At 28.5% G+C, this 22938-nt stretch carries 18 protein-coding genes and 2 pseudogenes; 11 read left to right on the top strand and 9 right to left on the bottom strand.

The window, feature by feature from the left end:
- Nucleotides 1-13: 13 nt before the first annotated feature.
- The 5 genes from VJI93_RS03205 to dnaX all read right to left on the bottom strand — a co-directional run bounded on the left by VJI93_RS03205 (nt 14) and on the right by dnaX (nt 4906).
- Nucleotides 14-730 carry an AzlC family ABC transporter permease gene (locus VJI93_RS03205; RefSeq protein WP_323999218.1) on the bottom strand — a complete coding sequence of 239 codons (717 nt, stop codon included), beginning with the start codon at nt 728-730 and terminating at the stop codon, nt 14-16.
- Nucleotides 731-753: 23 nt separating this feature from the next.
- Nucleotides 754-1362 (bottom strand): recombination mediator RecR, encoded by a 609-nt coding sequence (gene recR, locus VJI93_RS03210; RefSeq protein WP_323999217.1) that lies wholly within the window; start codon nt 1360-1362, stop codon nt 754-756.
- A gap of 2 nt (nt 1363-1364) precedes the next feature.
- Nucleotides 1365-1706: a YbaB/EbfC family nucleoid-associated protein gene (locus tag VJI93_RS03215; protein ID WP_323999216.1), complete on the bottom strand. Its 342-nt coding sequence runs from the start codon at nt 1704-1706 to the stop codon at nt 1365-1367.
- A gap of 370 nt (nt 1707-2076) precedes the next feature.
- The gene (locus VJI93_RS03220; protein ID WP_323999215.1) at nt 2077-3231 is read right to left on the bottom strand and encodes a serpin family protein; all 1155 of its coding nucleotides are present in this window, start codon (nt 3229-3231) and stop codon (nt 2077-2079) included.
- A gap of 46 nt (nt 3232-3277) precedes the next feature.
- Nucleotides 3278-4906, bottom strand: coding sequence for a DNA polymerase III subunit gamma/tau (gene dnaX, locus VJI93_RS03225; RefSeq protein WP_323999214.1), 1629 nt, complete (start codon nt 4904-4906; stop codon nt 3278-3280).
- A 217-nt stretch (nt 4907-5123) separates the two neighbouring features.
- Here dnaX and VJI93_RS03230 point away from each other — a divergent pair, with 217 nt between their 5' ends.
- Both VJI93_RS03230 and VJI93_RS03235 read left to right on the top strand, forming a co-directional pair.
- Nucleotides 5124-5804, top strand: coding sequence for a YczE/YyaS/YitT family protein (locus VJI93_RS03230; RefSeq protein WP_323999213.1), 681 nt, complete (start codon nt 5124-5126; stop codon nt 5802-5804).
- A gap of 80 nt (nt 5805-5884) precedes the next feature.
- Complete coding sequence (locus VJI93_RS03235) at nt 5885-7063, top strand: M20 metallopeptidase family protein (RefSeq protein ID WP_323999212.1); 1179 nt, start codon at nt 5885-5887, stop codon at nt 7061-7063.
- 280 nt (nt 7064-7343) lie between these two features.
- Here the strand turns inward: VJI93_RS03235 and VJI93_RS03240 are convergent, their stop codons facing one another.
- Both VJI93_RS03240 and VJI93_RS03245 read right to left on the bottom strand, forming a co-directional pair.
- Nucleotides 7344-8498, bottom strand: coding sequence for an NAD(P)-dependent malic enzyme (locus tag VJI93_RS03240; protein ID WP_323999211.1), 1155 nt, complete (start codon nt 8496-8498; stop codon nt 7344-7346).
- Nucleotides 8499-8700: 202 nt separating this feature from the next.
- Nucleotides 8701-9993 (bottom strand): 2-hydroxycarboxylate transporter family protein, encoded by a 1293-nt coding sequence (locus tag VJI93_RS03245; protein WP_323999210.1) that lies wholly within the window; start codon nt 9991-9993, stop codon nt 8701-8703.
- A 178-nt stretch (nt 9994-10171) separates the two neighbouring features.
- On the opposite strand from VJI93_RS03245, the gene radA reads away from it, so the two are divergent.
- Nucleotides 10172-11539, top strand: coding sequence for a DNA repair protein RadA (gene radA, locus VJI93_RS03250; protein WP_323999209.1), 1368 nt, complete (start codon nt 10172-10174; stop codon nt 11537-11539).
- Nucleotides 11540-11576: 37 nt separating this feature from the next.
- On the opposite strand, the gene VJI93_RS03255 is transcribed toward radA, so the two are convergent.
- Complete coding sequence (locus tag VJI93_RS03255) at nt 11577-12122, bottom strand: DUF6648 family protein (RefSeq protein WP_323999208.1); 546 nt, start codon at nt 12120-12122, stop codon at nt 11577-11579.
- Nucleotides 12123-12158: 36 nt separating this feature from the next.
- Nucleotides 12159-12584, bottom strand: a complete 426-nt coding sequence (locus tag VJI93_RS03260; RefSeq protein ID WP_323999207.1) for a hypothetical protein — start codon at nt 12582-12584, stop codon at nt 12159-12161.
- Between the two features lie 317 nt (nt 12585-12901).
- On the opposite strand from VJI93_RS03260, the gene VJI93_RS03265 reads away from it, so the two are divergent.
- The 8 genes and pseudogenes from VJI93_RS03265 (at nt 12902) to VJI93_RS03295 (ending at nt 22936) form a co-directional block, all read left to right on the top strand.
- Nucleotides 12902-13606 carry an ABC transporter ATP-binding protein gene (locus tag VJI93_RS03265; protein WP_323999206.1) on the top strand — a complete coding sequence of 235 codons (705 nt, stop codon included), beginning with the start codon at nt 12902-12904 and terminating at the stop codon, nt 13604-13606.
- Nucleotide 13607: 1 nt separating this feature from the next.
- Nucleotides 13608-16829 (top strand): FtsX-like permease family protein, encoded by a 3222-nt coding sequence (locus VJI93_RS03270; protein ID WP_323999205.1) that lies wholly within the window; start codon nt 13608-13610, stop codon nt 16827-16829.
- Between the two features lie 33 nt (nt 16830-16862).
- Nucleotides 16863-17324 (top strand): GNAT family N-acetyltransferase, encoded by a 462-nt coding sequence (locus tag VJI93_RS03275; protein WP_323999204.1) that lies wholly within the window; start codon nt 16863-16865, stop codon nt 17322-17324.
- Between the two features lie 44 nt (nt 17325-17368).
- Nucleotides 17369-18949, top strand: a complete 1581-nt coding sequence (locus tag VJI93_RS03280; RefSeq protein WP_323999203.1) for a type I restriction-modification system subunit M — start codon at nt 17369-17371, stop codon at nt 18947-18949.
- Entirely contained in the window at nt 18942-19958 is a 1017-nt protein-coding gene (locus VJI93_RS03285; protein WP_323999202.1) for a virulence RhuM family protein, read from the top strand. Before VJI93_RS03280 ends, VJI93_RS03285 begins: the two co-directional genes overlap by 8 nt.
- Nucleotides 19951-21141 (top strand): annotated as a pseudogene (locus VJI93_RS09380) (restriction endonuclease subunit S); the annotation flags it as partial. The gene VJI93_RS03285 and the pseudogene VJI93_RS09380, both read left to right, overlap by 8 nt.
- 180 nt (nt 21142-21321) lie before the next feature.
- Nucleotides 21322-21834, top strand: a pseudogene (locus VJI93_RS09395) (restriction endonuclease subunit S); the annotation flags it as partial.
- Nucleotides 21835-21853: 19 nt separating this feature from the next.
- Complete coding sequence (locus VJI93_RS03295) at nt 21854-22936, top strand: AAA family ATPase (protein ID WP_323999199.1); 1083 nt, start codon at nt 21854-21856, stop codon at nt 22934-22936.
- The last annotated feature ends 2 nt before the right edge of the window (nt 22937-22938 follow it).

A 22938-nucleotide genomic window follows, 5' to 3' on the forward strand; every position in this document is an offset into this window, starting at 1 on the left:
TCTTATTCTCTCCTTATTCTTTTATTTCTTCTTTATCTTCTAAAGTTTCATCACCTATTAAAAATATTCCTACTATTGAAGAAAGTATTATTGAAAAAACAATATCCCAACCTAGTGGAAATACCTTAGTATAATAGATAATAGCATATATTATTGCTGTTACTATAACAATTCTTATAGTTATAAAATGTTTTTTTACATTTGGAACAAGTAGAGCTATGAAAAGTCCAAGAAGACCAACACTAAAAGCAGTTCTTATATCTTTTGGTAAAAAATCTCCCAAAAAATAACCTACTATTGTAAAAATTCCCCAAATAAAATAGGGTGGAATTTGTACTCCAAGTGTAAATGATGTATTTACTTTTTCTTTGTTAAATGAAAGTATAGAAAAACTTTCATCTGTTAATAACCATCCTACTATAGGGAATGCCTTATGATTTACCTTATCTACAGTTGCTCCAAGAGTAGCGGACATAAGGAATAGTCTTGTATTTAATAAGAATACGGAAACTGCAATTCCAAAAAGTGGAACACCTGATATTAAAAAACCTACCAACATAAATTGGGCAGCACCCGAATATAAAACAAAAGAACTTAAAAAAGCATGTAATAAACCCAGCGATTTAGCATTGCATAGAATTCCCAAAGTAATTGCTGATGGGATATAACCTATCCATATAGGTATTGAATGTCGAACACCTGATAAAAAGTTATTATTTGTCGATTTCATATTTCCCCCATAAATATTAGAACCTAATATTCTATCTCTCTCCTATCTTCTAATGCTTTTAAAAATGTTAATTCATCATAATTGTCTATGCTTCTACCTATTGGAATTCCATTAGCAATTTTTGAAATTTTTAGGTCTTTGAATTTTTTTAGTAAATCGACAATATAAAGCTCAGTTAATTCGCCGTCAATTGTTTGACTGATAGCAAATATAACTTCCTTTACATTATCTTTTTCAATTCTCTCCAAAAGAGAATCCACATTTAGGTCATCTAAAGTTATTCCCTCTCTTGGAGTAACAAGGCCATTTAAAATATGATAAGTTCCCTTATAAACTTTAGTTTTTTCTAAACTTATAACACCTTGCATATCTTCTACAACAGTAATAATTGACTTATCTCTTTTTTCATCTGCACAAATATTACAAATTTCATTTTCTGTTAAATTTCCACAAATTTTACAATGATGAGTATTTTTTTTCATATTTATAAGACTTTTAGCAAATTCAATAGTATAATCATCATCCATTTCTAAAATTTTCAAAGCCATTTTAGTCGCTGATTTTCTCCCAATAGATGGAAGTTTTGACAAATAATGAATAACTTCATCTATAGATTTAGTATAATTATTCATTTTTATAATCCTGGAATATTAATTCCAGCTGTTATTTTATTGATTTCTGAATCGTGTTTTTCTTGAGCTTTTCTATTAGCTTCATTTATAGCAGTTATAATTAAATCTTGTAACATTTCAATGTCGTCTGGATCAACAACTTCAGGATCAAGTTTAATACTTAAAACTTCCTTTTTTCCATTTACAGTTACTTCAACTGCTCCACCACCTGAAGTAGCAGAAACTTCTTCTTCATCTAACATTTTTTGCGTATTTTCAAGATCTTTTTGCATTTTTTGCATTTGTTTCATCATATTACCCATATTCACTCCGCCACCGAATTTAGGGAAACCGCCTTTAGCCATAAACTACCTCCTAAAAAATAAAATTATTTAATATTAATTTCACAACATTTTACTAAAAAGTTTTTGTTAATCTAATAACATAAAACTTTAAAAATTATACTTTATAATAGCATTTTTTTGAGTAGAAATCAATAATTTACAATAACAAGATAAAGTAATTACAAAAATTTTTTACATAAAAAAGACAATATATGAATAAATATTTTTTCTATATTGTCTTTATAAATTTTTATGTTTTTTATTGCGAAGCAACAAGGTTCTCGGGCACCCACCCGATGCGAAGCAACGAGGAAGGGTGGGGTTGTTATTGCGAAGCAACAAGGTTCTCGGGTACCCACCCGATGCGAAGCATCGTGGAAGGGTGAGGTTCTTATCTACTTGGATCTGTAATAAATGCAGTAAAAGTAATTAAATTTGCTTTGCTATTTTCGTCATAGTCTGTAATAATTACATAGAAAGAACTATCCATTTTTATATCTATCTTATCACCTTTGCTAGGGGCACTTGTAGATTTCATTCCTATTTTTGTTACAGATTTTGCCTTTGCGCCTTTTTCATCAATTTTAAGTGTAGAGTTCTGCTTAGCATCGCTTACTTTAAGACTCATATCAGGCAATAACTTCTCTAATTTAAAAGAATTTAACATTTTACCAAGACCGATTTTTTCAAATAAATCCTTGAAATCAACATCAGACTTCGTATCTATTTTTGGTAAAAAGAAATTAACCGTGTATCTTTCGTTACTTTCATCAATTTCTTTCATAAATCCAAGTAATTCATTTGAAGAATAGTATTTATTCTTTTTAGGCTTTATGAAATAAATAGTTGACTCATTTGATGAAATAGAAAATACTTCCTTTTCATCATCTGATATTGCAGATTTATTATCATAAACATTATACATTGTATTTACTTGTATCTTTGAACCATCAAGCTTTGTAAAATCTCGTTTTTCAGTCTTCTTCTCGATAAATGGTTTTTCCCATTTTACTTCATAATTGACTGTATCAATAAAAGCTGCTACTAAGTCAGAACCTAATTCATCTTTGTCCAAAATTTCTTTTAAATTAGATTTTTGAAAATCTTGATAGGTTTTTGTGCCTTCTTTTGATGATTTAACAGTTTTGATATTGCCGTAATTAAGATTTTTAGTTTTGCCTTCTACATTTTGCAAATTTATCAAAATTAGACTTGCTAAACTTGTATTTTTAAAATTCAAATTTTGAAGATGTGCATCATCATACATTTTTAAAAAGTCTAAATCTTTTCTATCTTCTGTACAAAGAGAGATTAAATCCAGACATCTTTGTATTGATAGAGGAGACAAAACAAAATTTTCATCAGTTTTATTATTTTTTACCAAGGTAGAAAAAATATCTAAATTCACTTTATTCGTCATATTTGATTTTGAAGAGTCATAAGTGAGATTTTCTCTGTTTTCAGGAAACAGCTTTTCTGACTTTGAGCAAGATAATAAAGAAACTGAAATGAACAGTAAAAGAATAGTTTTAACAAGTTTTTTCATAGCATACCTCCGTTCTTAATACTACAATAACTTAAAAATAAACATTCTAACCAATAAAATTTGCATAAATCGTCAACGAGTTTTGAACAGGCATATTAACTCTTGTAAAGAAATCATTCAAAACATCATTTTCTTTTAAAACAAAACAATTATTCTTATCTAATTTATAACTTCCAAACTTAAATAAATATTCTTTACAATCGATATGTAAGAAATTTTCTTTTGGAAAATAATAAATTTCTTTTACACTCTCATCAAAAAGTTTAGAAATAGTTTTCTTGAAAATAGTTTCTTTTAAAACATCTTTAAAAGAAGTTAACTCAATTTTTTCGTGAATTTCATTTTTTTCTTCTGTAGGTTGTTCAACATTTTTAGTGTTTACTTCATTTGTTATGTCTTCGGTATTATTATCTTCTGTATTTTCTTCGCTTTCAGTACTTTCTATATCTTCTATAGTTTCTGTGTTTTCAACTATTTCAATATTTTTTTCTATTTCATTTGAAATATCTTCTTTTTCTACTAAATCAACTTGTAAATTTCCACTTTTAATAATTGTTTCAAGGGTTTCAAGTCTCTTTTCAATTTCAGATTTTTCTTTCTTAAATGAACAGATTTTTATAATTAAAAGTTCAGCTAGAGCATTTTGCATATCACTTTTTTTCATCTTATCTTCAACATCTAAAAGATTTTCTAAAATGAAAATAAGTTCATCCATTTCAAATTTATTTGAATGTTCTAAATATCTCTTATATTCAACATCATTTAAAGTTGTAAGCTCTTTTTTTATGCTCTTTACTAAAATTATATTTCTAAAATGTTTGATTAAATCAATGATTATATTATGTGGAGTCTTTCCATTTTTCACCAAATTTCTAAAAGTTTCAATAGTTTCGTTTTTGGATGAATTTAAAATTGACTTTGAAAGCTCAAAGAGCATATTTAAGTTCACAAGTCCCAAACATTCATTTATATCTTCAATAGTAATTTTTTCTTTTCCTGTTGCAACAACTTGATCCAAAAGACTTAAAGCATCTCTCATTGCACCTGAAGAAAGCTCAGAGATTAAATTAATTCCGTCTTCTTCTATCTTAACATTTAGATTATTTAAAACATAGTTTATATTTTCAACTATATCTGAATTACCAATCCTTTTAAACTCAAATCTTTGACATCTTGAAATAATTGTATCAGGAAGTTTATCAATTTCTGTTGTCGCAAGAATAAAAATTAAATGTTTAGGTGGGTCTTCTAAAATTTTTAAAAGAGCATTGAAGCCTTCATTTGTAATCATATGGGCTTCGTCTATTATATAGACTTTGTATTTTACGATTTGTGGGGGATAGATTACTTTTTCTTTTAATTCCCTTATATCATCAATACGTCTATTACTTGCAGCGTCCATCTCTACAACTTCAAGAGCCTTGTCTTCTAAAATCATTTTACAATTTTCACATTCATTGCAGGGATTTCCGTCAATTGGACTTAAACAATTAACTGCACGAGCGAAAATTTTAGCACAGCTTGTCTTTCCGGTTCCTCTAATTCCTGAAAAAAGATAGGCATGTCCTAAATTTCCCGTTCTTATTTGATTTTTTAAAATCTCAACAATATGTTCTTGACCAACTACTCTCGTAAAATCCTTAGGTCTAAACTCTCTATAAATAGCTTGTTTCAAAATTACACCTCTAATATTTTAATTAATATATATATATATATTATATCATAAAAATAATTGAATATCATAAATAAAAAAGAGATATTTAAAACTAAGCTTTCTAAATTGCAAAAGTCCAATATTTATAAAAAAATTAACAAAGTTCTTTATAAGTCCATTTTTAAACATTGACAACTATTTCTATTTTTTATAAAATATTCAGGTAGGGGAGAGAAAGATGAAAAAAGATAAATTATTTATTAGAATTGCCATGTCTATAATCGGTATGATTATATTGGGTATAGGAGTATTTTTTACAATTAAAGTTAATTTAGGGGTTGACCCTGCAAGTACAGTTGATCTTGGGATGTCAAAACAATTGGGATTAAGTTATGGAACTTGTGCAGTAATTTTTAATATAGTATTTTTGACTATAATATTTTTTGTGGATAAAAAATATATAAATATATCATCAATTTTAGCTATTTTTACGATAGGTTATACAGTTGAAGCAATGAATTTGATTTTTGGTTGGATTAATTTACAAGATTTGAGTTTGATTTATAAAATCATAATTTGTATTATAGGAACTTTTATTATAGCTATCGGTGTTACAATTTACATTTTTGCAGATTTAGGAGTTGGAGCAACCGACGGAATTTCTGAATTAATAAGTGATAAGACAAAATTTTCTTACAGAACCGTAAGAGTTATTTCTGATTTTCTACTTGTTATTATCGGATATTTAATGGGTGGAGTTGTTGGAATTGGAACTTTGATTATAACATTCTTTGCAGGACCTTTTATTCAGTTTACAAGAAAATTACTTGCTCCTTTTCTCAAAAAAATATTGGGTGCAGAATTGGTTGATAGCGTAAACCAAGATGATGAAAAATTTGAAAAAGAAGTTATTGCATAAAATAGGGGGAACCCTATTTTTTTGTTGCGAAAAGTGGTATTATATGTTTATAGTGTTCAATTAAAATCAAGGAGGTTTTTATGGATATTCTAAAATTGGTTAAAGAAAAAGAAGAAAAAGTTATAAAAATAAGACGAGATTTACATCAAATTCCCGAGTTAGAATTGGAACTTCCCAAAACTATGGAATATATTTCAAAAGTTTTAGATAAAATTGGTGTAAATTATAAAAAATTATTAAATGGGAATGCAATTGTCGTTCAAATTGACGGAGAACAAGAGGGTAAATGTATTGCGATAAGAGCCGATAGTGATGCACTTCCAGTTATTGAAGAAACAGGACTTTCTTTTGCTTCCACAAATGGAAATATGCATGCTTGTGGACATGACGGACATACTGCAATGGCACTTGGAGCCTGTATGATATTAAATGAAAATAGAAATAAACTCAAGGGAACAGTAAAAATATTTTTTCAACCTGGAGAAGAAACTCCGGGTGGGGCTTTACCTATGATTGAAGAGGGCTGTATGGAAAATCCGAAAGTTGATGCAGTTATCGGGCTTCATGAAGGCTGTTTAATTCCTATTGAATATGGCAAAATAGGTGTAAAATCTGGAGCAATAATGGCTTCAGCAGATATTTTTGAAATCTATGTAAAAGGAAAATCCTCACATGCTGCAACACCGCATCTTTCTGCAGATCCAATTGTAGTTTCATCAGAAATTGTACTTGGACTTCAAAAGATAATTTCAAGAGAAATAAATCCGATTTCAAATGCTGTTTTAACTATCGGAATAATAAGAGGGGGCACTGCTCATAATGTAATTCCTGAATCTGTTTACATCAAAGGAACAGTTAGGACTTTAGACGAAAAAGTAAGAGAATTTATTGCAAAGAGAATTGAAGAAATTGCAGATGGAATTGCAAAAGTCAACAATTGTGAATCTGAAACAATTTATCACTTCATGTATCCTGTAGTAATTAATGACGAAAAATTTACTGAATTTTTTATAGAAAATACAAAAGAAGTTTTAGGAGAGGACTCAGTTGAGATAATAAAAAATCCGAGTATGGGTGGAGAAGATGTTGCATACTTTTTACAAAAAGCAAAAGGAACTTACTTTATGCTTTCAAATCCAAAACTTTATGAAGGAGATAAAATATATCCACATCATCATAGCAAATTTGATGTCGAGGAAAGTTTATTTTACAAAGGAATGTGTGCAGTATTAGGAACTGTTTTTAAATATTTAAGCTAGAAAAATGGATTGTCGAAAATGACAATCCATTTTGTATTCTCAAATTTATTTTTTTATGTATCGAAGATACATTCATTTTTGTTTGCAACAAAAATGTGAGATTTCCACAGTCGATTGTACTCAAATCAAAGATTTGAACAATCTTTGTGTCAGCCCTAATTTTGCTTGTAAACAAGCAAAACTAAATGTATCGAAGATACATCAAAAAAATATTATAAACAAAAAAATCCCCAACATTGTTGAGGATTCAACAATGTTGAGGATTTGCTTTAATTTCTTACTATTTAACTTTTTCTGCAACTGCTTTTGCAACTGTATTAGCTACATTTTCTTCAAAAGCGGAAACTATTACATAATCTTCTCTGATTTTATCATCAGGAATCATACTTGCAAGTCCGATTGAGGCAGCTAATTTCATTTCATCAGTAATTTTCTTAGCCTTTGCTTCTAAAGCACCTTTAAAAATTCCAGGGAAAGCAACTACATTGTTAATTTGGTTAGGCATATCTGATCTTCCTGTTGCAGCAACTCTTGCTCCAGCTTCTTTTGCATCTGCATAAAGAATTTCAGGTTGTGGATTTGCCATTGCAAATACAATTGCATCCTTATTCATTGAAGCGACCATTTCTTTAGTAACTAAATCTTTTTGACTTACACCAATGAATACGTCAGCACCAACAAAAGCTTCTTTCATAGTCATATCTTTTTGTTCTTTATTTGTAATTTCTGCAAGTTCTTTCTTTACAAAGTTATAATTTTCTGAATGTTTTTTGTTTATTGCACCCTTTGAGTCAAATGCTATTACATTTTGAACACCCAACATCATAATTAATTTGATGATTGAATATCCAGCAGCACCAGCTCCTGAAACGACAACTTTAATATCCTTAGCTTCTTTTTTAACTAATTTTAATGCATTAATTAATGCCGCTGTAACAACTATTGCAGTACCATGTTGGTCATCGTGGAATACTGGAATATCAAGTTCATCTATTAATGTTCTTTCAATTTCAACACATCTTGGAGAAGAAATATCTTCAAGATTAATTCCGCCAAATGTAGGAGCAAGAGCTTTTACAATTGAAATAATTTCCTTAGGGTCTTTTGTATCTAAAACTATAGGAACAGCATTAACTCCACCAAATTTTTTAAATAAACAGCATTTTCCTTCCATAACAGGCATAGCAGCTTCAGGACCAATATCCCCAAGACCTAAAACAGCAGTACCGTCTGAAATAACAGCAATTGTATTAGCTTTGCTTGTATATTTATAAGCTAAAGAAGGGTCTTTGCTTATTTCCATACAAGGTCTTGCAACACCTGGAGTATATGCATAAGTTAAATCCTCAGCGTTCTCCAATTTTGCCTTTAATTCTGTTGATAATTTTCCTTGCCATTGTTCGTGAAGCAACAAGGCTTTTTCGTAAACATCCATTTTTTTCTCTCCTTTATAATAAAATATTCGTTGTTAATATACTACAAAGATTTCTAAAAGTCAATACAAGTATATAATTTCAAAAATTTTTCTTTTTAAGTTTTTAGTGTATAACATTTAAAAATTTTAGTAAGATATAAAATTCTTATTGCGTCAAGGCACCTGCCCGATGAGAAGCATCGAGGAAGAGTTGGTTTCTTATCTATCCAAAAAATATTGGAACCAGGAATGATGCTAATAAAATTATAAAAGCGCCTCCAAGTCTTGATGAAATTTGTGCAAAAGGCATAAGTTCCATTCTATCCGATGCAGTTAAAACTGCAACATCTCCGGTTCCTCCCATATTTGCCATACAAAGTCCTGCAGTTATTGCTGATTCTACAAAGTAAAAACCTACAAGATGTCCTACTACACCAGCTCCTATTATTGCTCCAAGTACAACCAATGCACAAAGAATTAGGTATTGGAATGAGAAAGAACTGATTATTTGTCCTAAATCTGTATATGCAATACCGATACCTAGCATAAGAGCACTTGTAAAGTTTTTAGCAACAAATGAATACCAAATTTCTGCCGGTTTAACAACTTCTTTTGGAAGTAAATCCAACATTTTTACGATTGCAACTGAAATAATCATCCAAGCATAAGTATGAATGTTTATCCCTAACATTTTCATTCCTGCTGAAATTAAAGAACCTAGAGCAAAGAAACTTGTTGCAACTATAATTCCCGCACCATAATCAATTACAGTTGTTTGAGAATTGTCTTCAAGTTTTTCTACTTTGAAAGTATCTCCAGTATTTCTAACTAACATACCATTTCCTGTTAATTTAGGGAATGATTTTCCCAATTTATTCAAAAGTCCACCGGATACAATTGCAAGAGCATTTCCAAGTGCAACGGCAGGGACTAATTTAGCCAAAATAACTTCAGTTTTAACACCTAGAGTAGGGGCAAAAACTTTTGAAATTGGAACAGCACCGGCACCCATTCCTCCACCCATAATAGGAATACCTATATAAGCAGTAGTTTCTTTAAAACTCATTCCAAAGAGCATTCCGCCAAGTGCAACAAAAAGTAGCGAAAGAAAAACAGCACCTAAGATACAAGGCAAATATCTTAAACAAGCCTTAATTAAAAGTTTTCTATTCATACCTAAAATAGAACCCGTTATCAGTGCAGCAATATAAAAATCCAAGAAACCGGCTGATTTCATAAATGTTGTAGTGTTTTTTATAACACTTTCCGGAGCAACTTTAAAATAAACAATAGCAGCTCCACCAAAAATACAAATAATTGCACCACCACCGAAAAAAGTATTGATTATTGGAGTGTGATTTCCAATTAGATTAAATAGTTCTCCAAAAATCATCAATACAAGGAAAGCCCCAATCATACCGGATGGTAATGTATCAGTATAAATTGAAATTATACTTAGAACTAAAGCTATCATATACATTGGAAGTTTTAGTCCTGAAATTTTTAAATCTTTCATAAAAGACTCCTTTCTAAAAATTATCTTCAGTACATATTATATATTAAATTTTTTTATATATCAATAATGAATATCTTTACTAAAAAATTTTATTATAAAATTAAATCTGATTTAAAAAATAGTGGAACCAAGGTTGCTTTTTGAAATTTTTTACATTAAAATATAGTTGGTGATTAAAATGAAAACAAAGAAAAAATATATATGTTCAAATTGCAAAAAAGAATCCTTGGGTTGGCAAGGGAAATGTAGTTTTTGTGGTAGCTGGGGAACGATAGAAGAGATTGAAGTTTCCGATGTAAAAAGCTCGACTGATAAAATTGTTGCAAAGGGAAAAGTTGAGAAGCTAAAAAATGTAAATATAAATGAAAATGATAGATTTATAACCGGAATAGATGAGTTAAATCGTGTTTTAGGTGGTGGAATTGTAAGGGATAGTGTAAATATTTTAACTGCAAGACCTGGTTGTGGAAAAAGTACATTACTTTTACAACTTGCATTAGACTTTGCAAGTAAAAATGTAAAAACTATCTATATTTCTGCAGAGGAAAGCTCATCACAAATAAAGTCAAGAGCAAATAGAATTGTAAAAGAAATCCCTGAAAATATTTGGATACAATCTACACAAAGTATGGATGAGGTTTTGAGTTCAATTGAAGAGGTTGATGCTGAAATTGTAATTTTAGATAGTATTCAAACTGTTATGTTAAGTTCAATTCCATCAAGGGCAGGTTCTCCGACACAGACTGTCGAATGTATAAATGAATTAGTTCGAGTTGCAAAAAATAATAAAAAACCAAGGGCGATTTTCATAGTTTGTCATATGACAAAACAAGATGAAATGGCAGGACTTAGAACTTTAGAACATATGGTGGATTCAGTTTTACTCTTAGAGGGAGAGTCTGATGAAAGTTTAAGAACTCTTACAAGTACAAAAAACAGATTTGGAAGGACTGGAGAAATAGGACTATTTAAAATGGAGGAATATGGGCTTTTAGAAATTAAAAATCCATCAGAATTTTTTGTAACTCAAAGGGAAAAAGACATTTGTGGAAGTGTATTATCCGTTGTAAAAGAGGGGAGCAGAATGTTAGTTGTTGAAGTTGAAAGTCTAGTTTCTCAATCTTTTACAAGTTATCCTGCAAGAATTGGAGATAGTCTTAAAAAAGATCAATTAAATACATTGCTTTCCATTTTAGAAGAAAGGGCTGGATTTAATTTATACAATAAAAATGTAATTTTAAAGACTACGGGAGGACTAAAAATTTCTGAGCAATCTGTAAATTTAGCTGTAATTATTTCCGTTGCATCTTCAATTTTAAATAAATCAGTTCCAAGAGATAATGTGTTTATTGCAGAAGTTGGACTTACTGGAGAGCTTAAAAAAGTTCCAAATTTAAGCGAAAGACTAACGGAACTTGACAGGATGGGCTACAAAAAGGTCTATATTTCAAATGAAGTTGTGGATATTAAAAATTTAAAAACATTAAAAGTAGAAAAATCTAAAACACTAAAAGAAGTTATTGATAAAGTTATTAGAAATGTTTAATATTAAAAAATAAGGTTGTGTAGCGCTACACAACCTTTTAAATATTTGTATTAACATAGTCATCAATCTTTGAAATTCTAATCTCATTTACAAATATATTTTTTTCCTTTAATTTTTGTAAAATTTCAATATTCATAGAATGAAAAATTGCAAATTCAACATCTTTTACAACAATTTCAAAAAGAGAATTATTGAGCCTCTTTGAATTCATATCTATAAAATATGCTTCTGTAGAATTTTCATCTAAAAAATCAATCATCCTTAAAAGATACTTATCTTTTTCTGCATAATAATTATTAGATTTCATAAGATTTTCATTATATTTTTTTTGTTTTTTCTTGTTGTTTGAATACAAAATTGATTTTTGTTTAAAAAATTTCGCCAGAATATTATAGTACTGATAATTATACATTCCTTCTTCCAGCGTAGATATATTTAAAAGTGGTTTCATATTTAAGTTTTGTATCAATTCATAATTTTTTTCCAAAAAAGATATTTTATCAATTTTTCCATCTGATAGTTCAAAAATCAAATCATTTCTTTTTTTGAAAAAAGTTTCAAGTTGTTTTGTTGGAATATTCATATCACAAAAAAAGCACCTTAACGATGCTTTTTAAATTTAGTCTAACTTTAATTCGACACAAGTTGCTTGAGCCCCTTCGCAAAGTTCTTCTTTAGGAATATCAACTCCCATGAAAACTTCAAGATTGTGCTTTTCGCAAAATGTTTCGACATCCTTTTTAAATTTGCAAAGCATATCGCTATCCATTTTAATTATTGAATAGATTCCGTCGATGTAAATTTTTTCTACATCGTAGTCTCTTGAAACAATTCCGAAGATAAATCCGAATAATTTGTCAAGATTTACAATGCCATATTCTTTAGCATTTGTCAACCTAACACTGTGGTCTAAGCTGAAAATATGAGAATCATCAGCATCAATAAAAATTATATTTCCGTTTCCTTTTCTCACTTCTTCATTCGCTTTATCTATCAACCATTTAGTTTTTCCAGATCCTGATGGACCAAGTACAAAATTTAACATTTAAACCACCCCTTAAATTCTTTTTTTCATTATACCATTTTGTAATAAATAAAACAAGTGTTTTTTTACAAAAAAAATTAATAAAAACTATTGAAAAATAAATATTTTTGATTAAATTTCTACAATATGACTGCAAACGATATTAATAATATATTAAATATAAGTTTTAAGAATAAATTTTAATAAGCATACTAACATACTTTACTATGATTAGAAATCTTGATTTTTTATCATTTTTGTGCTAAAGTAGAATCAGGTAATTTTGAATTATTTTACCAATTTATTATTCATTTTAAAGATATAAAGAAGGTGGAATTATGGCTTTTGTTGAATTTAAAAACGTTTATAAAAAATATAATGAAGGAAAAAGTTCAGAAATTGTTGCAAATAGAGATGTTTCTTTTGAAATAGAACATGGAGAATTTTGCATTATCGTCGGACCATCAGGAGCGGGAAAATCGACAATCCTAAATATCTTAGGAGGAATGGACAATGCGACAAGTGGAGACATCTTTATAGACGGAAAAGATATTTGTAAATTTAATAAAAGACAACTTAATGATTATAGAAGATTCAATGTAGGTTTTGTTTTTCAGTTTTATAATTTAATTTCTAATTTAACAGTTTTGGAAAATGTTGAACTTGCAGGGCAAATCGTAAAGGAAAGTTTAAATCCAGCAGGGGTTTTAGAATCTGTTGAATTATCTCACAGATTAAAAAACTTTCCAAGTCAATTATCAGGTGGAGAACAGCAAAGAGTTGCGATTGCTAGAGCTCTTTGTAAAAATCCTAAACTGCTTCTATGTGATGAACCTACAGGAGCTTTGGATTATCATACTGGAAAGAGAATTTTAGAACTTTTACACCAAAGATGTAAAAGTACAAATACAACTGTAATTTTAATAACTCACAATCAAGCAATTGCGCCAATGGCAGACAGAGTTATCGAAATTAATGATAGTACTGTAAAAAATGTGATATTAAATAAAAAGCCAAAGAACATAAAGGAAATTGAGTGGTAGTATGAAAAAATCATTGTTTAAAAATTTTTACAGAACGATCTTTAGAACATTTCCGAAATTTATTTCTATTGTTTTTATGATTGCTCTTGGAGTAATGGTCTTTGTCGGACTTAAAATAACTCCATATATCATGAGAAGAAGTGTAGATGAACGTGTAAAAGAAGGAAATTTATACGACTATAAAATTTCTTCTAATTTTGGCTTGCAAAAAGAAGATGAGGATATAATTTCCAATTTAAAAAATCTAAAAGATGTTGAATATGGTTATAGTATTAATCTTAAAGACGAAGAACGAGAAGTTGATTTTACTATTGAAAGTAAGGCTGAAAAAATAAGTACTGTTCAAGTAGTAGAGGGAAAAGACATTGAATCTGACTCTGATATTTTGTTGGATGAAAGACTAAGAGATAAATATAAAATTGGAGATGAAATAGACTTTAAAAATGTTGAAAAATTTGGAATTTTTAAAGATGAAGTAAAAAAATTAAAACAAAATAAATTTACTGTAAAAGGCTTTATCAAAAGTTCAGAAGTTTTAGCTACATTGCTAGCTGGAACTACTGAAAATGGATATTTGGCAATAATCTCAAAAAATACTTTTGATTTTAGCTATTTTTCTTATGCAAAAATTACCTTTTCTGACCTTAATGACTTGAATAGAAATAGTAAAGAATACAAAAAGCTATCAAGCGAAAGAAAAACAGAATTACAAGGATTGTTTAAAGGTAGAGCTGGAGAAGTATATAATGTTATTTATGCTCAAAAAAGAGAAACTTTAGATGATAGTAAAGAAGAGGTTAACAAAAATAAATTTGATATTGAAGAAAGTGAAAAGAAATTACAACAAAATCTTGAAAAAGTACAAAGCGGAAGAAAGGATTTAAGAAGAGCATTTGCGGATTTGGATTATCAAAAAAATCAATTTATTAAACATGTAAATGAAAACAAAGGGAAATTGGTAAATGCTTTAAACGACTTGAAGTCTAAAAAAACTGAGTTAAATAAAAATAAAGATGGTTTAATAGATAAAAACAATTCTTTAGTATTAAACAAAGAAGAATTGGAAAAAACTAAATCAGAAGTTGATTTAGGAATAAAAACAGTAAATGAAGAATTAAGATTGCTTGAAGAAAACTATAAGGCAAAACTAATTGAAGAAAGTGAATACAAGGTAAAAAAAGGGGAATTAAATAAAAAATTAACTGAATTAAATACGACTTTACAAACGATTCAAGGAAATTTGGACTCAATTAATTCAAATATATCCAGTATTTCTGCTAAAATTAAAGAATTATCGGAAGCCGAACAGAAACTAAGTTTAGAAATAAAAAAAATGGAAAGTCAAATGCAACTATTGGAAAAACAAGTTAAACAAGGAGTTTTAAAATTTGACGAATACCATGCAAAATTAGTTCAAAAAAAAGCCGAAGTTGAAGAAAATAACTTAAAATTGAATAAAGGTAAAGATGAATTGGAGGATGCTAAAGAAAAAGTTCTTGATGCAAATAGTAAAATTTCTGACGGCGATGAAGTTTTATCCAAATTGATAGAACCAAATTACAATATTGAAGAAGGATTTGTTTCATCTGCAATGTCAAAAGTTTATTTTGCATCTAATGGAATCTATGGTGTTTCAAATGTATTCTCAATATTTTTCTATTTCATTGCTCTTTTAGTATCACTTACAACAATGACTAGAATGGTAGATGAAAACAGAATCCAAATAGGAACTTTAAAGGCTTTGGGATATAGCAATATCGATATAGCAAAACAATACTTTTACTATGGACTTTTAGCGAGTATCATTGGAGGAATAATAGGAACTATCCTAGGATTCAAAGTGATTTCTCCACTTGTTTACAGATCTTATTTAAAAGCCTTTATATTTACAAAAGTTTTTGACAATTACTATCCACAAATAATTATTGTAGGAATATTAATTGCAATTTTCTGCACAGCTTTTGTATCTTATGTAACATGTATAAGAACTTTAAAAGAAAAAATTTCATCACTTATGAGAGCAAAGGCTCCAAAGTCAGGAAACTTTGTTTTTCTTGAAAAAATACCTTATATATGGAAAGAACTTTCATTTTTACAAAAAGCAACTCTAAGAAATGTCTTTAGATATAAACTTAGATTGTCAATGACAATTATAGGTGTAATGGGGTGTATGGGACTTTTAGTGCTAGGATTTGGAATAAAAGATAGCTTGGACGGAGTTTCTGAAATACAATACTCAAAATACACAAAATATCATTCATCAGTTATCTATAATCCAATGGCATTGTCAAAAGATTTAGATAAATTCAACGAAGATATAAAATCAAACAAGGATATTAAAGAAAGTCTTGATTTATCTTTATTATCTGTAAATATAAAATCAAAAAAAAGTTTTGATGAAAAAATAGGGGTCTTTACAACTGATAATTTAAGTGATTTTTCTAAATTTTTTGGTCTATACAATGGAGATAAAAAAATCGAAAAATTAGATGACGGAATCTATATAAATAGAAAATTAGCTGAAAAATTTTCACTTTCAGTTGGAGATGAAATAAGATTTATAAATAACAACAAGGAATATAAAGGAGTCGTTGCAGGAATCTTTGAAAATCATGTTGGCAATTTCTTTATAATGAACGAAAAAACTTATGAACAAACTTTTTTCAGAAAACCTATAAAAAATACTAAGCTACTAATTTTAAATGATGGAAGCAAGAGTAATATTGAAAAAGTAATAAATGAATTAGAAAAAAATCCTGTTGCCGTAAAAGGCACAAATATACATTCCTTGAAAAGAATAATTGACGATGCATCTTACAGCATAAACTCAATAATCTTGCTAATTGTGGTTTGTTCAGGCTTCTTGTCAATCGTAGTTTTATACAACTTAAGTAATATAAATATCTCTGAAAGAAAAAGAGAAATTGCAACACTTAAAGTCTTAGGATTCTATCCTTTGGAAATTGACAACTACATCTACAAAGAAACTGTAATACTAACAATGTTAGGAATAGGTCTTGGAGTCTTTGTAGGCCATAGTCTACACATAAACATAATGGAACAACTTGCGATGGACTCAATCAGATTTTTCAACAAAGTAAAACTCATAAGCTACATTTATTCAGCACTAGTTACACTACTATTCACATTTGTAGTTTACTTTGTAGTAAAAATAATGCTTAGCAAAGTTCCGATGATAGAATCATTAAAAGATGTGGAATAGAAATAATCAGGAGTGATAATCTTGGAAGATATTATGAATATAGATACAAAAAGGTGTAGGATAAGACAATTTAAACAATCAGATGTAGATGACCTATATTTGATATTAAGTAACCCTAAAGTGATGGAATACATTGAAGCACCTTTCACTTTAGAAGACACAAAAGACTTTTTAAACAAAAATGCACTGTCTTATCCTCCCCGAGTATTTGCTTTGGAATATAAACAAAACAAAAAACTAATTGGACATATTATTTTTCACAAATACGATAAAGAAAGTTACGAAATAGGCTTTATCTTAAATTCAGACTATTGGGGACAGGGCATAGCAGACGAAATAACAAAATCACTCATTGACTATGCAAAAGATAAAAATATCCATTCACTTATCATCGAATGTGATAAAAGACAATTAGCAACACAAAAAATCGCAACAAATAACAATTTTAAGCTAATAAGTAGCGAGAATTTGCTTGTTTATGAATTAATTCTATAAAAAATGTAGTAAATAAATAATTTAAATAGAGAGAGGGAGAGAAAATGTCGGATTTTTCAAAAGAAAATAATGAAACTGCACAGAGGGCAGAGCTTCATAGAAAAATATGGGCTATTGCAGATGATGTTCGCGGAGCCGTAGATGGCTGGGATTTTAAACAATATATATTAGGGATTTTGTTTTACAGATTTATTTCTGAAAACTTAAGAGATTATTTTGATGAAAATGAACATTTAGCAGGAGACCCTGATTTTAAATATGCAAAAATTTCAGATGATGAAGCAAAAAGAGATTTTAAAAGTGGAACAATAGAAGAAAAGGGATTTTTCATTTTACCTAGTCAGCTTTTTGAAAATGTAGTAGCAAGTGCAAAAGATAATGAAAATTTGAATACAGAACTTGCGAATATCTTCTCTGATATTGAAAAAAGTGCTATCGGAGCGGAATCTGAAGATGATATCAAAGGACTTTTTGAAGATGTTGATACAACAAGCAATAGACTTGGGGGAACAGTAGCGGAAAAAAATAAGAGATTAAGAGATATATTAATAGGGATAAACCAAATTAATTTTGAAAATTTTAAAGATAATCATATTGACGCTTTTGGAGATGCTTATGAATATTTAATTTCTAATTATGCAAGTAATGCTGGAAAATCCGGTGGGGAATTTTTTACTCCACAAACCGTATCAAAACTTTTAGCAAGAATTGTAATGGATGGAAAAGAAAAGATAAACAAAGTGTATGACCCAACTTGTGGAAGCGGAAGTTTACTTTTACAAATGAAAAAACAATTTGATGACCATATCATAGATGAGGGCTTTTTTGGTCAAGAAATTAATATGACCAACTTTAACCTAGCTCGTATGAATATGTTTCTTCACAATGTAAATTACAATGCCTTTTCTATCAAGAGAGGAGATACTTTACTTAATCCGCTACATAATGACGAAAAGCCTTTTGATGCGATTGTTTCAAATCCTCCGTATTCAATTAAATGGATAGGTGATGCGGACCCTACTTTGATTAATGATGTTCGTTTTGCTCCTGCAGGAAAATTAGCACCAAAATCTTATGCAGACTATGCTTTTATTATGCACTCACTAAGCTATCTTTCAAGCAATGGTAGAGCTGCAATAGTATGTTTTCCGGGAATTTTCTACAGAAAAGGTGCAGAAAGAACTATAAGAAAATATTTAATAGACAACAATTTTATAGACTGTGTAATACAATTACCTGAAAATCTATTTTTTGGAACATCTATAGCAACTTGTGTCTTAGTTATGGCTAAAAACAAAACTGAAAACAAGGTGCTTTTTATTGATGCAAGTAAAGAATTTAAAAAAGAAACAAATAACAATATCTTGGAAGAAAAAAATATAAGCGCAATAGTTGAAGAATTTAGAAATAGAACAGACAAAGAATATTTTTCAAGATATGTAGATAGAACCGAAATCGAAGAAAATGACTACAACTTATCCGTTTCTACCTATGTAGAAAAAGAAGATACAAGAGAAGTAATCGATATAAAAGTTCTAAACAAAGAAATTGAAGAAACAGTAAAGAAAATAGACGAATTAAGAAGCTCAATAAATGAAATTGTAAAGGAGCTTGAAGATGAGTAATGAAATAAAACAAGATAATGGCGAGATAGTAATATATAATACAGGCGATGGAAACACTAGAATAGATGTTCGTTTTATTGATGATACGGTTTGGCTATCACAAGCTCAACTTTGTAATTTATATCAAACTAGTAAATCAAACATTAGTGAACATATAAAACATATTTTTGAGGAAGGAGAATTAACAGAGGAATCAGTTGTTCGGAAATTCCGAACAACTTCCTCAGATGGCAAAAATTACAATGTTTTACACTATAATTTAGATATGATAATTTCACTTGGATATAGAGTAAAATCAAAAATAGCTACTGATTTTAGAAAGTGGGCTACAGAACGATTAAAAGAGTATATTATCAAGGGTTTTACAATGGATGATGAAAGGCTCAAAAACTTGGGTGGTGGAGTATATTGGAAAGAACTTTTAGAGAGAATTCGTGATATCCGTTCAAGTGAAAAAGTATTTTATCGACAAATATTGGATTTATTTTCTACAAGCATAGACTACAATCGAAATAGTGAAGAAGCTAAACATTTTTTTGCAACAGTTCAAAACAAACTTCATTATGCTATTCATAATCACACAGCAAGTGAGATTATTTATAGTCGTGTTGATAGTGAAAAAGAATTTATGGGACTTACAATTTTCAAAGGAGAGCTACCTACATTAATAGAGGCAAAGGTAGCAAAAAATTATTTGAGTGAAAAAGAACTAAAAAGTTTAAATTCTTTAGTTTCAGGATACTTAGATTTTGCAGAAAGACAGGCAGAAAAAAAAGTTGTTATGACTATGAAAGATTGGATAAATCATGTGGATAGAGTATTGATAGCAATAGGAGAAGATTTACTAAAAGATAATGGCAAAATATCAAGACAACAAATGATAGAAAAAGTTGAAAAAGAATATAAAAAATATAATGAAAAAACATTAACACAAGTAGAAAAAGACTATCTTCTTGAAATTAATAATATAAAAAATATTGTCTCAAAAGGTGGAGCTGACAATGAGTAAAATAGATGAATTACTAAAAAACGAAAAAGTTGAATGGAAAAAACTTGGGGAAGTTTGTCAAGAAAAATTCTGGATAATGCCTAGTACTCCTAAGTTTTCGAATGATTATAAAATTCCATATATTACTGGGAAAAATATTAAAAACGGAGAAATAGATTTTGATAATGTAAAATACATTTCAGAAGAAGATTTTTTAGCTTTTAAAAAGAATAGAAGTATTAATAAAGATGATATATTAATAAGCATGATAGGAACTATAGGAGAAATAGGGATTGTAAAAGGAAATAATAAATTTTATGGTCAAAATTTATATCTATTAAGATTAAATGATAATATAATTTTAACAAGATATTTTTATCATTATTTTACGCAAAATAAAGTTAAGAATAGTTTAATTTCTAAAAAAAACAGTTCAAGTCAAGGTTATATCAGAGCTGGAAATATTGAAAATCTGGAAATACCTATTCCGTCAATAGAAATACAAGAAAAAATCGTAAAAAAACTTGACAAATTTACAAATTATGTTACTGAATTACAGTCTGAATTACAGTCTAGAACTAAACAGTATGAATATTATAGAAATATGCTTTTAAGCGAAGAATATTTGAATAAAATTTCTAAAAAAACAGATGGTTTGGAAAGTAAAGGTTATAAAGTGAAATTCGTAAAACTTGGAGAAATTGTTGATATTGTTGTTGGAGGGGATGTACCTAAAGATAATTTTTCAATAATTCCAACGGATAAATATAAAATTCCTATATTTAGTAATGGAATAGAAGAAAATTCATTATACGGGTTTACAAATATTGCTAAGGTAGATAAAAAAAGTGTAACAATTTCTGCGAGAGGTACTATTGGTTATGTAAGTTACAGAGAAGAACCTTATTTTCCGATAGTGAGATTGCTTTGTTTAATCTCAAGGGGTGATATAGTAGTTAAATATCTCTATTATTTATTACAAAACTCAAAGATCAATCATAAAGAGACTGGTATTCCATCGTTAACAACAGATATGATAAAAAATATTAAAATAACATTACCACCTATTGAAATTCAAAACATAGTAGTTGAAATTCTTGATAAATTTCAATCTTTGTTGGGAGATACAAAAGGTTTGTTGCCACAAGAAATTGAACAAAGACAAAAACAATATGAATATTATCGTGAAAAACTCTTGACATTTGATGTAAGTTGTGCTAAACACACACACACACACACACACACTATAATTTCTAATAGTTATTTTGATTTACTAAAAGAAGCAGGAGAAATTGTTGGTGTTAGTGTTTTTGGAGTTGAACTAAAGAAATTGGAATATTTTGCTGAAATTTATGATGGAACTCATCAAACACCAAAATATGTTAATACAGGAGTCCCTTTTATAAGTGTTCAAGATATTAAAAACATTTATGGAACTAACAAATATATAACAATGGAAGAATATAATAAATTTAAAGTTAAACCTAGAAAAAATGATGTTTTTATGACTAGAATAGGAGATATTGGAACTTGTGCTATTGTTAAAAATGATGATGATTTAGCTTATTATGTAACATTAGCATTGATTAGACCAAGTAATGATATTGTGTTAAGTAAATTTCTAAAATATTTAATTGAAAGTAATCAAGGTAAAAAAGAGTTAAGTAAAAGAATTTTGCATAATGCAACTCCTATAAAAATTAATCTTGGAGAAATAGGAAAATTAAAATTTTTTATCCCATCTATCAAAGTTCAAGAGTATATTGTTTCTATTCTTGATAAATTTGATTCTATTGTAAATGATATTTCAAAAGGCTTACCAAGAGAAATTGAATTAAGACAAAAACAATATGAATATTACAGAGAAAAATTATTAAGTTTTAAAAGAAATGATTAGATAAGTAGGGGGTGTAATTATGGAGGACTTTAGCTCTTTGGAAGAAATTGCTCAAAAAATTAAAAATTCTGGAAAGAAAGCTACTTTGATATATGCTTTTAATGCAACAGGAAAAACAAGATTATCAATGGAATTTAAAAATTTGCTGACTGAAGAAAAAAATGGGGAAATTATAAAACCTGTAAAATACTATAATGCATTTACAGAAGATTTATTTTCATGGGATAATGACTTAGCTAATGATTATGAAAGAAAACTTAAGATTAATAAGGAACCAGCATTTATTAAATTAATAGAAAGCCAAGGAAAAGAAAACGAAATATCAGATAGATTTAAAAAATTTACTAATTCAAAAATTGAACCTAATATTAATACTAATACTGGAGAAGTTAGATTTAGTTTAGCTACTGGAGATGATAATTATGTTGAAAATATAAAAATTTCCAGAGGAGAGGAAAGTATTTTTATTTTGACTATATTTATGGTTTTAATGGAAACAATTATAGATGAACTAAATCTTGCAAAAAATGATAGGAGTATAAAAGAGTTTAATAGTATAAAATATATTTTTATAGATGATCCAATTTCATCTTTAGATGATAACAATGCCATTGATGTGGCATTAGAATTAGTAAGATTGATAAAATTATCTAAAAATGAAAATTTGCATTTTATTATCTCAACACATCATGCATTATTTTATAATGTCTTACATAATGGATTAGATAATGCCGAAAAAATATGGCTAAGTAGGGCTAATAGTAATTATACCTTGACAAAATTAAGTAGAGGAGATACACCTTTTGGATACCACCTATTATTAAAAGATGAACTAAAAAAAGCAATTAATACTAATAATATTAAGAGATATCATTTTAATTTATTACGTAACTTGTTGGAAACAACGGCTTATTTTTTGGGATATACAAGTTGGAGAGATTTAATACACGAAGAAGATAAGGAGTCTTATATTAAAAGGATAAATTTATATAGTCATAGCGACTACAATGCTCTTGAAAAAAAAGAACTGGAACAGTATGAAAAAAATTTTTTGAAAAGATTATTTGAAAAATTCGTGGTAGATTATAAATGGAAGGAGTAATT

Origin of the sequence: Parvimonas sp. M20 (genome assembly GCF_035282425.1) — a bacterium.
Taxonomy (GTDB): Bacteria; Bacillota; Clostridia; order Tissierellales; family Peptoniphilaceae; genus Parvimonas.

Bases quoted from the DNA above. Each gene is read 5' to 3' on its own strand.
- VJI93_RS03205 (WP_323999218.1), bottom strand. From the start codon at position 730: ATGAAATCGACAAATAATAACTTTTTATCAGGTGTTCGACATTCAATA.
- recR (WP_323999217.1), bottom strand. From the start codon at position 1,362: ATGAATAATTATACTAAATCTATAGATGAAGTTATTCATTATTTGTCA.
- VJI93_RS03215 (WP_323999216.1), bottom strand. From the start codon at position 1,706: ATGGCTAAAGGCGGTTTCCCTAAATTCGGTGGCGGAGTGAATATGGGT.
- VJI93_RS03220 (WP_323999215.1), bottom strand. From the start codon at position 3,231: ATGAAAAAACTTGTTAAAACTATTCTTTTACTGTTCATTTCAGTTTCT.
- VJI93_RS03230 (WP_323999213.1), top strand. From the start codon at position 5,124: ATGAAAAAAGATAAATTATTTATTAGAATTGCCATGTCTATAATCGGT.
- VJI93_RS03235 (WP_323999212.1), top strand. From the start codon at position 5,885: ATGGATATTCTAAAATTGGTTAAAGAAAAAGAAGAAAAAGTTATAAAA.
- VJI93_RS03240 (WP_323999211.1), bottom strand. From the start codon at position 8,498: ATGGATGTTTACGAAAAAGCCTTGTTGCTTCACGAACAATGGCAAGGA.
- VJI93_RS03245 (WP_323999210.1), bottom strand. From the start codon at position 9,993: ATGAAAGATTTAAAAATTTCAGGACTAAAACTTCCAATGTATATGATA.
- radA (WP_323999209.1), top strand. From the start codon at position 10,172: ATGAAAACAAAGAAAAAATATATATGTTCAAATTGCAAAAAAGAATCC.
- VJI93_RS03255 (WP_323999208.1), bottom strand. From the start codon at position 12,122: ATGAATATTCCAACAAAACAACTTGAAACTTTTTTCAAAAAAAGAAAT.
- VJI93_RS03260 (WP_323999207.1), bottom strand. From the start codon at position 12,584: ATGTTAAATTTTGTACTTGGTCCATCAGGATCTGGAAAAACTAAATGG.
- VJI93_RS03265 (WP_323999206.1), top strand. From the start codon at position 12,902: ATGGCTTTTGTTGAATTTAAAAACGTTTATAAAAAATATAATGAAGGA.
- VJI93_RS03270 (WP_323999205.1), top strand. From the start codon at position 13,608: ATGAAAAAATCATTGTTTAAAAATTTTTACAGAACGATCTTTAGAACA.
- VJI93_RS03275 (WP_323999204.1), top strand. From the start codon at position 16,863: ATGAATATAGATACAAAAAGGTGTAGGATAAGACAATTTAAACAATCA.
- VJI93_RS03280 (WP_323999203.1), top strand. From the start codon at position 17,369: ATGTCGGATTTTTCAAAAGAAAATAATGAAACTGCACAGAGGGCAGAG.
- VJI93_RS03285 (WP_323999202.1), top strand. From the start codon at position 18,942: ATGAGTAATGAAATAAAACAAGATAATGGCGAGATAGTAATATATAAT.
- VJI93_RS03295 (WP_323999199.1), top strand. From the start codon at position 21,854: ATGGAGGACTTTAGCTCTTTGGAAGAAATTGCTCAAAAAATTAAAAAT.